Raw genomic sequence first — 11803 nt, forward strand, 5'->3', positions numbered from 1 at the left:
GCCGGCGGTCACCTCGCGCAGCGTCCGCAACGCGGTCAGCAGCGCGAGCGCCTCCGCCGCGGCCAGCCGCAGCGGCCGCGCCAGGTAGTCCGCGTTGTTGATGTGGATGACGCCGTCGCCCTCGGCGGCCTCGATGTCGATCTCGATCAGGTCGCCCATCTGCGCGCCCGGCAGCCCGCAGAACCACAGCACCTTCAGGTCCGCGATGATCTGCTTCGGGCGGACGCCGAACTCCTTGGCGACGTCGTCGACGCGGGCGCCGTCGTTCTCCCGCAGGTACGGCACGAGGGCCAGCAGGCGCTGCACCTGGTCACGCGCGTTACTCATACGCCCGCCACCGTCCGCAGCCGCCACAGAACACCATCCAGGACGTCGCCAGGGCCTTCCACGACCGCGTCAGGTCCGTACGACGCGATCTCCTCGGCCAGGACCGACGAGTCGGCGTACGGAACGTGCAGCAGGTCCCAGCCCTCCTCGTACGGCTCGATGGCGTTCGCGCGGCGGCGCAGGCTGACACACGAACCGGTCCGCGCCCGCACCTTCGCTTCCGAGGTCGGCCGCGGCGGGGCCAGCTCGGTCACCAGCGACCGCAGGTCCGTCCCCTCCGGCACCGTGAACGCGCCCGGCTCTCCCACCGTCTTCACGTCCCCGCCGATCCGCGACAGCCGGAACATCCGGGTCGCCTCGCGGTCCCGGTCGCGGCCCACGACGTACCAGCGGCCGTGCCAGGACACGATGCCCCACGGCTCGAGGGTGCGCGTGGTCGGCTCCGAGGCACCGCTGCGCAGGTGCTGGAACCGCACCGCCTGCCGCGCCACCACAGCGGTCCACAGCGGGTCGAAGGCCGGCTCCGACGCGCCGACGTGCGGCTCGATCGCGCTGAGCGCGGACTGGTCGGTCTGGATCCCGGCCGCCTTCAGCTTCAGCACCGCCGACGTGGTCGCCTCGGACAGGCCGGCGTGCTGCCACACCCTGGCCGCGACACCCAGGACGGCGGCCTCGTCCGGCTCCAGGTGCACCTCGGGCAGCTCGAAGACGTCCCGGCGGATCCGGTAGCCGACGTCGTCGGAGAAGAACTTGTCGATGGTGCCCATCTCGATCGGGATGCCGAGATCGCGCAGCTCGTCCTTGTCGCGCTCGAACATCTTCTCGAAGGCGTCGTCGGTCTGCCCCGCGTACCCCTCGACGGCCTCGCGGATCCGCTCCTTGGTCACATAGGTGCGCGCGACCAGGAGGCAGATGACCACGTTGAGCAGTCGCTCACTCTTCCGCGCCGACACCCGACCACCTTACGGCCTCCGGGCGGCCAAAACCCGCCATTTCGCACCGAAACTTCGAACACCGGTTCGACCCGCTAGTGTCGGGCTGTGATTCGGTGGCGGGACGGTGTGGTGGCGCAGGCCGGGCGGAGCTGGGCGGGTGCGCTGGAACTGACAGTGATGGTCGGCGAACAGCCTGTGCGCGCGCTGGCCTATCCGGACCTGGTCGGTACGCCGGTGGCCGGTGACCGCGTGCTGCTCAACGTGAGCGCGCTCGATCGCGGCCTCGGCACGGGTGGCTACGCCCTGGTGGTCGCCGTACCGGACCGGCTGCCGGAGGACCCTCCCGAGCGCGGGCATCTGGTGAAGGCGCGGTACACGCCGCTGCAGGCGATGGTGCTGGGCGCCGACGAGCAGGACTCCCCCGACCACGACGTACTGCGGGACGCGGACGACCTCTTCGGTACGCCGGTAGTGGTCGCTGACCTGCACTCGGCGCTCCCGGCCGTGCTCGCGGGTGTGTACGAGGCACGGCCGACCACGCGTGTGGTCTATGTGATGACAGACGGCGGTGCACTGCCGCTGGCGTTCTCGCGGAGTGTTGCGACCCTGCGGGACGCCGGGTGGCTCAGCGGGACAGTGACGGTCGGCCAGGCGTACGGCGGGGACCGTGAAGCGGTAACCGTCCACACCGGGCTGTTGACGGCCGTGCAGGTCCTGGCGGCCGAACTGGTGGTCATCACGCAAGGCCCGGGCAACTTGGGCACCGGGACGCGCTGGGGGTTCTCCGGGGTGCAGTCGGGCGAGGCGGTGAACGCGATCGGCACACTGGGCGGCCGGGCTGTCGCCTCGCTGCGGATCTCCGAGGCGGACCCGCGTCCCCGTCACCGTGGCATCTCGCACCACAGCCTCACGGCGTACGGCCGCGTGGCACTCCAGCCGGCCGATGTCGTCGTACCTGATCTCCCCGGCGACTTCGGCGACGCCGTACGGGACGCGGCCGAGCCGTTGAAGGCTCGGCACCGGGTGGTGCGCGTAGGAGTCGACGGCCTGTACGACGCGCTCCAGGCCGCGCCGGTGAAGCTGTCGACGATGGGCCGGTCGCTGGACCAGGACCGCGCGTACTTCGAGGCTGCCGCGGCAGCGGGCCGCCACGCAGCCGGTCTGGTGGACGTACCTCCACCTGGAGTGGGGTCGCAGTACTCCTGATCTGAGGGGCTCGCGCCGCGACAGTAGTTGGTATGAACAGCACCCAGCACCGCGCTCCTGCGCTTCGACCTGTCGCCCGGCCGGAGCCGCCGCTGGCGGTTCGCGGGGCGACTGCCCTGTGGTTCACGGCCGTCGGCGCCGGTGTCGCCGAGTCGGTCCTCGGTGTCCTCGGCGCGATCGCCGACGGCTCCCCGGTCCTCGGCCTGTTCGTCCAGATCGCCTTCCGCGCGCTCGTGTACGGCGGTCTGTTCGTGGTCATCGACCGCTACTTCCGCCCCGGCGTCCGCTGGTCCCGCTGGTTGCTCACCGGCCTGCTGGGCACGGTCGGGGTCGCCTCGCTGGTCGTCGGTCCGATCGGCTGGTTCCTCCGGGACGGCGACTTCGGTGCGATCGAGTGGTCCGCGTCCTTCGTCGCGTTCGCCGCGATCCGGTGCGTTCACCTCACTGCCGTGATCAGCGCGATCGTGCTCAGCTTCCAGGCCGACGCGAACCGCTGGTTCAGCGGCCGCCCGGTCCGCCGGACCCGCTGAAACGCCGAAGGACCGGCGTCCCGTGGCGGGAGGCCGGTCCTTCGGTGACGATGCTGTTACTGCCCGGTCTGCTTGGGGGCCGGGAAGGCGTTCAGGACGTCGATGACCGCGAACGCGTTGACGACCTTGCCGGCCTGGTCCTTGGACGCCGGGAGCTCGACCAGGACGCGGCTGCCGACCGGGATCCCGATGAAGCCGTCGAGCGGTCCGGCCTGGGCGCCGCCGACGGTCGGGAGCTGGTCGGTGGGAGCGGCGGGCTGGGCCGGACTCTGCGCGGTGGCCGGCTGGGCGTCCCAGGTGCTGGCCTGCTTCTTGCCGGCGTAGTCGTAGATGACGAACCGGCCGATCAGCTGGTCGCCCTTCGCGATCGGCTTGCCCTTGCCCTGCGCGAACACGACCGGCTTGCCCGGCTTCGCCGGCGGCTTGGTGCCGGCCGGGACCGTCACCGTCGGGGCGGCGTTCAGCGGGCCGGAGACCTTGATCTTGGTCGGCGTCGACGGGGTGACCGGGTCCGCGTTGAGCGCGGTGTCGTTGGCGGCCGCGCCGACCAGGTCGACGACGAAGATCAGCGTGTCGTCGCCCTTGATCCCCGCCTGCTCGTTGCCCTGCGACTTGTAGCCCTTGTCGGACGGGATCGACAGCAGCACCCGGCTGCCGATCTTCTTGCCGACCAGGCCCTCGTCCCAGCCGGTGATGACACCGCCGACGCCGATCGGGAACGACGACGGGGCGCCGCGGTCGTAGGAGTTGTCGAAGACCTTGCCGTCGCGCCAGATCTGGCCGATGTAGTTCGCGGTGAGCAGCTCCCCCTTCTTGACCTCGGGACCGTCGCCCTCCTTGAGGACCTCGGTCACCAGGGTCTTGTCCGGTTCGCCGTCGCGGTGGGTGATGGTCGGCTTCTGCCCGAAGTCGGCGGTCACCTTGATACCGGCAGCCCCGAACTCGTCCTTCTTGTCGGAACCACAGGCCGCCAGGGACGCCCCCAGCGCCGCGACCACGACGAGACTCAACAACTTGCGCACGAAACCAGCACCTCGAACCATCCCGGCGCTCGTAGTGCGCCGCTTGCCTCCGGTCAACGACGCGGACCACCCTAGCCTGCGCACTCAACCACGTGGCCGGCTGCCCGCGTCACCGTTACGTCACACCACACACAGTGACAGACACAGCGACAGGCCTCAGAAACCGACCGCGTTGTGCGGGGCGCGATCTTGGCGTAGCAGTGCGTCCAGTCGCGAGACCGCGCCGGCTGTGCGCTCCACAACGCGACCGGCGTACATCAGCTCGCTGGCACGCACCCCGCCGAGGTACAGCGAGCCCAACTCGTTCACGGTCAGACTGACGTCTACGTCGGCGTCTGTCGCAGTGCATGCAGCTCCGTCGGGTGCTGCGTCCAGTCGCCAGCGGCCGTGGCCGTGGACCTCCAGTACGAGTACGTCGGTCGCTGCATAGGTGCGGGCCTGGAGAGCACGCCGTACGTCGAGGATGCGCAGCCAGAGGTTGTCGCGGGTCCGGGTCAGCTTCAGTGCACGCAGATTGGTCAGCATCCACCGCAGGGGCTCGTCGACCGGGCGCCGCGCGGCCACCACGCGCTTGGTGAGGTCGAAGTCCAGCAGCAACGCCCAGAGCGCCCGGTACGCGTCAGGTGTCAGGGCCTCGAATGCCTCCACCTGCAGTACGCCGGCCAGCGCCGGATCCGGCGACCAGGGCAGCCGGAAGATCGCGGCATCGTCGACAGCACCTGTCGTATCGCGGTGCACCAGGTGATGCGCCGGTCCGGATCCGTCGGCCGGCAGGGCAGCCAGGTTCTGCCATTTACCTGGCAGCGGGCTGATCTCTCCCACCCGCACTGCCCGGACCTGTTCGTGCAGCACCGGCCACACCACGCCCGCCTCGGCGCTGTCGACCAGATCGAGCGACCCCGTGTCAGTGAAGTCGTCGCGGAACGCCACGTCGGTACGCCGTACCTCCCAGCGATGCTGGAACGTCGCCGGCGAGAACCCGTACCGCCCGTAGATCGTCCCCTCGCTCGCACTCAGCCCGGCCAGGAACTCACCGCGCTCCCGGCAGTCGTCGAGCATCGCGCCCATGATCTGCCGCAGCAGCCCACGCCTGCGGTACGTCGGAAGCACGGCCGTCGAGGTGACGCCGCCAAGGGTTACCTGGCGCCCGCCGGGCACGGTCACCTCGACCGACACGATGGCCGAACCGCCCGCGATCTTGCCGTCGACGAACGCTGCCTGCGGCCGGAACCAGTCCGTCAGCAGCTCAGCTGCGTCCTGCTCCAGTTGCTGCTCGGTCCGCGGAACCTGCGGAGGCCACGCCGCGCTACCGGCGTACCAGGCCGAGGGCTCGGGCTCCTCCTGCGGGAAGCCGTTCACGTACGGCAGGACGCGCAGATATTCCTTGGTCTCAGCCGCTCTGACCGGCCGGATCTCGATCGCCATGCGCTCTTTCTAAGCAAGGCACGGCGACCGAGCACTCCATTTAGCGAGGCGCTACATGCTCGCGATGAGCTTCTCGACCCTCTCGTCGTGCGACTTGAAGGGGTCCTTGCAGAGGACCGTGCGCTGGGCCTGGTCGTTGAGCTTCAGGTGCACCCAGTCGACGGTGAAGTCCCGGCGGCGCTCCTGGGCGCGCTTGATGAACTCACCGCGCAGCCGCGCCCGCGTGGTCTGCGGCGGCACCGACTTCGCCTCGAAGACCCGCAGGTCGTCGACGACCCGGGTGACCGCGCCCTTGCGCTCGAGCAGGTAGTACAGCCCGCGGGGGCGGTGGATGTCGTGGTACGCCAGGTCGAGCTGCGCCACGCGCGGGCTGGCCAGGCCGAGATTGTTCTGCGAGCGGTAGCGCTCGATCAGCCGGTACTTGATCACCCAGTCGATCTCACGCTCGATCCCGGACAGGTCGCCGGACTCGATCGCCTTCAGCGTCCGCTCCCACAGCGACAGCGCCCGCTCGACGGCCGGCGTCCCCAGCTCACGCCGGTCGACGAAGTCGCGCGCCTTCGTCAGGTACTCCGTCTGGATGTCGAGGGCGCTCGCCTCACGGCCGTTCGCCAGCCGCACCTCGCGGCGACCGGTCATGTCGTGGCTGATCTCGCGGATCGCCCGGATCGGGTTGTCCAGCGTCAGGTCGCGCATCACGATGCCGGCCTCGATCATCCGCAGCACCAGGTCGGTGCTGGCCACCTTCAGCAGCATCGTGGTCTCGGACATGTTCGAGTCGCCGACGATCACGTGCAGCCGGCGGAACCGCTCGGCGTCGGCGTGCGGCTCGTCGCGGGTGTTGATGATCGGCCGGGACCGGGTGGTCGCGCTCGACACACCCTCCCAGATGTGCTCGGCGCGCTGGCTGACGCTGTAGACCGCGCCGCGCGGCGTCTGCAGCACCTTTCCCGCGCCGCAGATCAGCTGCCGGGTGACCAGGAACGGGATCAGCACGTCGGCCAGCTTGGCGAAGTCGCCGTGCCTGCTGACCAGGTAGTTCTCGTGGCAGCCGTAGCTGTTGCCGGCCGAGTCGGTGTTGTTCTTGAACAGGTAGACGTCGCCGAAGATGCCCTCGTCGTGCAGCCGCTTCTGGGCGTCCACCAGCAGTCCCTCGAGGATCCGCTCACCGGCCTTGTCGTGCGCGATCAGGTCGGTGACCGAGTCGCACTCACCGGTCGCGTACTCCGGGTGCGAGCCCACGTCGAGGTAGAGCCGGGCCCCGTTGCGGAGGAAGACGTTGCTGCTCCGCCCCCAGGACACGACCCGCCGAAACAGATACCGCGCCACCTCGTCCGGGGTCAGTCGCCGCTGCCCGCGGAACGTACAGGTGACGCCGTACTCGTTCTCCAGACCGAAGATTCGCCGGTTCACATCACCCACACTACGGCGCACCTCCGACAACCGGGGGGTGTCTCAGGCGCGCCGTGCTCCGGCGTTATCCCTTTGATGCCCGCAACAATGAGGCGTCCGCCCGCATCGTGACCACTGACGAAAGGGTTTCAGATGATCAAATACGGGCGAATGCTCGCCGCGGGAGCGCTGCTGGCCGCTGGGTTTGCGGCCACACCTGCCGATGCGGCACCGGCCGCCGCCGCCGCAGCCTGTTCGCTACGGCTCGGCTCGGTCACCCCCGGTGGTGACCACACCTCCCAGACCATTACCGCGGCACCCTCCGCCAGTGTCCGCCAGCTCGGCCCCATGAACCTCTATCCCGACGGCCAGGCCCACCTGCCGACCGCCGTACGCACCGAACTCGTCGTACCGGCCGGTGAGGAGCGCACCGGCCTGGTAGCGCTCGGTCCGCGGATGTACGGCACCAGCTACATCACGGACGGCACGGGGGTCTCGATCGTGCCGGGCACCCTCCACAACACCATGGTCGGCGGCGGCTGGGACGAACTGCACAAGTACGTTGAAGCCAGCCAGTACCCCGGCCGCTCGAACGTCTACTCGCTGATCCAGCAGTTCACCGACGGCCTCATCGCCCGCTGGACGGTGACACCGGGCGGCTGGAAGTACTACACGACCTTCGGCGGCTTCAAGTCGGTCAAGACGATGGTGCTGATCGGGCAGGGGCGGACCTACGACACCTTCCTGGCCACCACGAACGGCGGCGCGCTCTACACCGTGCAGGTGCCCACGGGCTCCGGCAAGCCGGTCGTGACCAAGATCCGCACCTCGACCTGGCAGGGCTTCGAGACATTGATCGCCGAGAAGTGCGGCAACTACGGGACGCTGCTGCTCGGCATCGACAAGGAGACCGGCGCCGGCTACTTGTACGCCGTCGGCCACGCCAACGGCACGGCCACCGTCATCAAGGGCCTGGGCAAGGTGCCGACCACTTTCCCGGCCACGGACTCGTACTTCCGCTTCTACACCACAGGCACGATCCTCGCCGGCGCATGACCTCGACGGATCTCCACCCGGAGCTGTAACTCCGGGTGGAGATCCCTCCTCATCAGCTGACCGGCGGCTGGTGCCTCTGACAGCGTCGCCGACATGAGACGACGAACCTTCCTCACCGCTTCCGCGGCCACCGCCGCCTCCGCGCTTGTTCCGCTGCAGACGGCGAACGCCGCGACCGACCTGACACTGCGTCTGCCGGCTCCTACCGGCCCCTGGCCTGTCGGTACGACGACGCGCACACTGACCGACCCGCACCGCTCCGACCCGTGGAACGGCGCGCCGACCCGAGAGCTCGCGCTGACGGTCTTCTATCCCGCACGCGCCGTACAGGGGTACCAACGCGCACCACAGCTCGCCCCGGCCGCCGCAGAGGTCTTCAAGACCCTGGACGCCGGCGTCCTGCATCCGGAGCTGCCGACAAGCGGCGTGAGCTGGGGCGCCACACTGACCCACTCGTACGTCGACGCGCCCGCTCTGCCCGGCCGGCGCCCCACGCTGGTCTACAGCCCGGGCGGTGCGGACCCGCGCACCATCGGCACCTCGCTCGCCGAGGACCTGGCCAGCCACGGGTACGTGGTCCTGACCCTCGACCACCCTGGTGAGGCGAGCGAGGTGGTGTTCCCGGACGGGCGGCTGCGGGTCATCGAGATCAGTCCGGACGTGCAGACCGACCCGGTGCAGTCGCGACTCATGATGGACACGCGGTTCGCGGACCTGCGATTCGTGCTCGAACACCTGACAGAGCTGCACCCGTCGATCGCCCCGCACCGCGTCGGCGTCTACGGCCACTCCGCCGGCGGTGCGACCGCCGCTGTGTCGCTTGAGCAGCCACAGGTCCGAGCCGCTGCCAACTTGGAGGGCTACCTGGACACACTGGACGGCGAGCTCTACCCGATCGCAGCACACGGCACCCGGAAGCCGTTACTGCTGGCCGGGACCGACGGCTTCCGGGACGAGCGTTTCGACCGCACCTGGTCAGCTGTCCTCTCCCATGGCGGTCCAGTACGCCGGGTGCAACTGTCCGACGCGAACCACTGGATCTGGACGGACTACGCCGCTTTCGCCCCGCAACTGGAAGCCGCCGGCCTGATGACGGCCGCCGCGCGGGCCAAGCTGGTCGGTGCGTCCCGCTGCGCTGTTCCCGCCGTACGACGGCTCGTCCGCGAGTTCTTCGACCGATCCCTAACCTTTCCGGCATCCTCGGCATCGAGTGAGTGACACGACTCCTCGAAGGGGGCTGGATGACCAGAACTCGGATCGCCGCGGGTGCGCTGGGCGCGGCGATGACGGCGGCGGCGCTGGTGCCGGGACCGGCACAGGCGGCTGCTGAGCAGGCAAGCGCGGCCTGCTCGATGACGCTCGGCACGGCGACCGTGCAGGGTGACCTCAAGTTTCAGCGGATCACCGCGACCGCACCGGTCACGGCGGCGCCGCCGAGCGTCGGGCCGAAGGCGTTGTTCCCGGTGGACCGGGTGCGCCTCGCGACCACGTCAGGCTGGGAGCCGGATCCGCCGTCGGGCATGGCGCGGAGCGGGTACGTGGTGATGGGCACCGAGCTCTACCGGTACCGGTACGTCACCGACGTGACCACGGGTGAGCTGGACCCGGAGTCGTACCAGACGACGAGGGTCGGCGGCGGCTGGATCCACCAGAGCTACGTGGAGAAGTCGACGTCCCACGCCTATGCGTTGGAGGGAGGCGTCATCACGCGCTGGTCCGTGGAGGGGTCCGCCTGGCGCGCCAAGACGACGTACGGCGGGTACTCCGCGGTCAAGACGATGACGCTGATCAGCCAGACGGCGACGTACGACACGTTCCTGGCCAACACGCGCGCCGGCGCGCTGTACACGATCCGGATCCCGTTCAGCGGCGCACCGGTGGTGAAGAAGGTGCGGACGTCGACCTGGCAGACGTTCGAGACGCTGATCGCCGAGAAGTGCGGCAACCAGAGCACGCTGCTGCTGGGCATCGACAAGGACACCCGCCGCGGCTACCTGTACGCCGTCAGCCACGCTAACGGGGCCGCCACCGTCATCAACGGCCTGGGCAGAGTGGGCGACCAACTCGCCGGGCCGGAGGACAAGGCGTACTTCCGTTCCTATCCCAGCGCGCCTGAAGCCGGCGTCCTGCTCTACGGAGAGTGAACATGGTGAAACGCGCAGCAGGGGTTCTCGGCCTCGTCATGGCGGCCGGTGCCCTGGTCCAGGCAGCACCTGCCTCGGCGGCCGCTCGTGAGGTGCCGTTCTGCCAGATGTCGCTCGCCTCGACGACGAGCGGCGGCGACCTGATCCTGCGCGGTCTGTACGGAGTGGTGCCGCCTGGTGCCAGCCCCAGCAGCTGGGGCGGCAAGGACCTGCTACCGGACGACCAGGTTCGTCTGACCAGTGGGCTCGGCACACAGATGAACGCCGAGCAGCACGGCGAGTCCCGCCGGCAGTACGTCGTACTGGGCACCAGCCTGTACCTGCTGACGTACAAGGTGAACGACTTCTACGGCGACGTCGATCCCGCCTCGGTGCAGCGGACCCTGATCGGCGGCGGCTGGGGTGAGGTCCGCTACCTGGAGAGCTCACGGTTCAACCGCGGCACCACTCTCGTCCGGCACAACGCGTACGCCGTCCTCGGCGACACCATCGTGCGCTGGAACGTCGACGGGACGGCATTCAGCCGGAAGGCGACGTACACCGGCTTCAGCGCGGTCAAGACGATGGCGCTGATCAGCCAGACGGCGACGTACGACACGTTCCTCGCCAACACCCGGAACGGGGCGCTCTACACCATCCGGATCCCCGTCTCGGGTCAGCCGGTGGTGAAGGTGGTCCGGCGTTCGACCTGGCAGGGATTCGAGTCGCTGGTCGCGAACGGCTGCGGTCTCAAGACGATCGTGCTGGGTGTGGACAAGGAGACCGGGGCGCCCTACCTGTACGAGTTCGGGCACGCCAACGGGGAGTCGACGGTGATCAGGGCGCTCGGGAAGGTGCCGCGGACGTTCAGCGAGGCGGCGCAGGCGCGGCGTTTCGAGGACGACGAAGAGAGCGAGCAGCTGTCCGGCGAATGACTGTCCGGCGACCGATCACAGGTCGACGAGGTCGAGGAGCTGGCCGAGTTCCTTCGAGTCCAGCTCGCGGAGCTCGCCGGTGTGCAGGTTGCCCCGGCGAACCGGGCCGATCGCGGTCCGGGTCAGCCGCTTCACCGGGTGACCGACCGCGTCGAACATCCGCCGCACGATCCGGTTGCGGCCCTCGTGGAGCGACATCTCCACGAGGGTCCGGCCGGGCACCGTCGAGACGATCTTCACCGTGTCCGCGCGGGCAGGTCCGTCCTCGAGCTCGACACCGTCCAGAAGCCTGCGCAGGACGCCGGGTTTGACGTTGCCCTCGACCTCGGCGACATACGTCTTCGAGACCTCGTACGACGGATGCGCGAGCCGGTGCGCGAACTCACCGTGATTCGTGAGCAGCAACAGCCCTTCGGTGTCGGTGTCGAGCCGCCCGATATGGAACAGCCGCTCCGGCCGGTCGTGCACGAAGTCCGTGATACACGGCCGCCCCTGCGGGTCCGACATCGTGGTCACGACACCACGAGGCTTGTTGAGCACCAGGTAAACGTTCGCGCTCACCGGCGGGATCCGCGCCCCGTCCACCCGGATGACAGCCGTCTCCGGATCCACCCGCACCCCGAACTCCGTCACCACCCGCCCGTCGACCTCGACCCGCCCCTCCTCGATCAAGATCTCCGCACTACGCCGCGAAGCCACCCCCGCCCGAGCCAAAACCTTCTGCAGCCGAACCCCACCCTCATCCCCCATCCCGAACCCCACCCTCCACACGCCCACCAACATCCAAGCCCGCCTCGCCGGCCTCGCCGGCACCCTCGCCCGCCGCCCCAACCGCCGTACCGCCCGACACCA

Annotated in this window: 11 protein-coding genes and 1 pseudogene; 6 read left to right on the forward strand and 6 right to left on the reverse strand. The window is 69.3% G+C overall.

From position 1 onward, the window contains the following. Both ACWEOO_RS40595 and ACWEOO_RS40600 read right to left on the reverse strand, forming a co-directional pair. Positions 1 to 327, reverse strand: a pseudogene (locus ACWEOO_RS40595) (WYL domain-containing protein); the annotation flags it as partial. Beyond that, complete coding sequence (locus tag ACWEOO_RS40600; RefSeq protein WP_363715453.1) at positions 324 to 1280, reverse strand: helix-turn-helix transcriptional regulator; 957 nt, start codon at positions 1278 to 1280, stop codon at positions 324 to 326. The pseudogene ACWEOO_RS40595 and the gene ACWEOO_RS40600, both read right to left, overlap by 4 nt. A gap of 87 nt (positions 1281 to 1367) precedes the next feature. Between ACWEOO_RS40600 and ACWEOO_RS40605 the strand changes: the two genes are divergently transcribed. After that, a complete protein-coding gene (locus tag ACWEOO_RS40605) occupies positions 1368 to 2468 on the forward strand; it encodes a DUF3866 family protein (RefSeq protein ID WP_452147590.1) in 1101 nt (366 codons plus the stop codon). Between the two features lie 32 nt (positions 2469 to 2500). Continuing rightward, a complete protein-coding gene (locus ACWEOO_RS40610) occupies positions 2501 to 2998 on the forward strand; it encodes a hypothetical protein (protein WP_452147591.1) in 498 nt (165 codons plus the stop codon). A gap of 56 nt (positions 2999 to 3054) precedes the next feature. Here the strand turns inward: ACWEOO_RS40610 and ACWEOO_RS40615 are convergent, their stop codons facing one another. The 3 genes from ACWEOO_RS40615 to pafA form a co-directional block, all read right to left on the reverse strand. Beyond that, positions 3055 to 4020 carry an FKBP-type peptidyl-prolyl cis-trans isomerase gene (locus tag ACWEOO_RS40615; RefSeq protein WP_452147592.1) on the reverse strand — a complete coding sequence of 322 codons (966 nt, stop codon included), beginning with the start codon at positions 4018 to 4020 and terminating at the stop codon, positions 3055 to 3057. Between the two features lie 156 nt (positions 4021 to 4176). After that, positions 4177 to 5445: a GNAT family N-acetyltransferase gene (locus ACWEOO_RS40620; RefSeq protein ID WP_452147593.1), complete on the reverse strand. Its 1269-nt coding sequence runs from the start codon at positions 5443 to 5445 to the stop codon at positions 4177 to 4179. A 51-nt stretch (positions 5446 to 5496) separates the two neighbouring features. Next, positions 5497 to 6858 (reverse strand): Pup--protein ligase, encoded by a 1362-nt coding sequence (gene pafA / locus ACWEOO_RS40625; RefSeq protein ID WP_344202029.1) that lies wholly within the window; start codon positions 6856 to 6858, stop codon positions 5497 to 5499. Positions 6859 to 6990: 132 nt separating this feature from the next. On the opposite strand from pafA, the gene ACWEOO_RS40630 reads away from it, so the two are divergent. From ACWEOO_RS40630 to ACWEOO_RS40645, 4 genes are all read left to right on the forward strand, one after another. Next, a complete protein-coding gene (locus tag ACWEOO_RS40630; RefSeq protein ID WP_452147594.1) occupies positions 6991 to 7893 on the forward strand; it encodes a hypothetical protein in 903 nt (300 codons plus the stop codon). Between the two features lie 93 nt (positions 7894 to 7986). Continuing rightward, complete coding sequence (locus ACWEOO_RS40635; RefSeq protein WP_452147595.1) at positions 7987 to 9111, forward strand: alpha/beta hydrolase; 1125 nt, start codon at positions 7987 to 7989, stop codon at positions 9109 to 9111. 23 nt (positions 9112 to 9134) lie between these two features. Beyond that, positions 9135 to 10037 carry a hypothetical protein gene (locus ACWEOO_RS40640; RefSeq protein ID WP_452147596.1) on the forward strand — a complete coding sequence of 301 codons (903 nt, stop codon included), beginning with the start codon at positions 9135 to 9137 and terminating at the stop codon, positions 10035 to 10037. A gap of 2 nt (positions 10038 to 10039) precedes the next feature. Continuing rightward, a complete protein-coding gene (locus ACWEOO_RS40645; RefSeq protein WP_452147597.1) occupies positions 10040 to 10951 on the forward strand; it encodes a hypothetical protein in 912 nt (303 codons plus the stop codon). Positions 10952 to 10966: 15 nt separating this feature from the next. Here ACWEOO_RS40645 and ACWEOO_RS40650 read toward each other — a convergent pair whose 3' ends face one another. Beyond that, on the reverse strand, positions 10967 to 11701 hold the full coding sequence (locus ACWEOO_RS40650) for a pseudouridine synthase (protein ID WP_452147598.1): 735 nt from the start codon (positions 11699 to 11701) through the stop codon (positions 10967 to 10969). Positions 11702 to 11803: the final 102 nt, after the last annotated feature.

The organism is Kribbella sp. NPDC004138 (genome assembly GCF_053603655.1).

Coding starts and splice junctions, on each gene's coding strand:
- ACWEOO_RS40645 (WP_452147597.1), top strand. CDS start 10,040: ATGGTGAAACGCGCAGCAGGGGTTCTCGGCCTCGTCATGGCGGCCGGT.
- ACWEOO_RS40630 (WP_452147594.1), top strand. CDS start 6,991: ATGATCAAATACGGGCGAATGCTCGCCGCGGGAGCGCTGCTGGCCGCT.
- ACWEOO_RS40620 (WP_452147593.1), bottom strand. CDS start 5,445: ATGGCGATCGAGATCCGGCCGGTCAGAGCGGCTGAGACCAAGGAATAT.
- ACWEOO_RS40650 (WP_452147598.1), bottom strand. CDS start 11,701: ATGGGGGATGAGGGTGGGGTTCGGCTGCAGAAGGTTTTGGCTCGGGCG.
- ACWEOO_RS40640 (WP_452147596.1), top strand. CDS start 9,135: ATGACCAGAACTCGGATCGCCGCGGGTGCGCTGGGCGCGGCGATGACG.
- ACWEOO_RS40635 (WP_452147595.1), top strand. CDS start 7,987: ATGAGACGACGAACCTTCCTCACCGCTTCCGCGGCCACCGCCGCCTCC.
- ACWEOO_RS40610 (WP_452147591.1), top strand. CDS start 2,501: ATGAACAGCACCCAGCACCGCGCTCCTGCGCTTCGACCTGTCGCCCGG.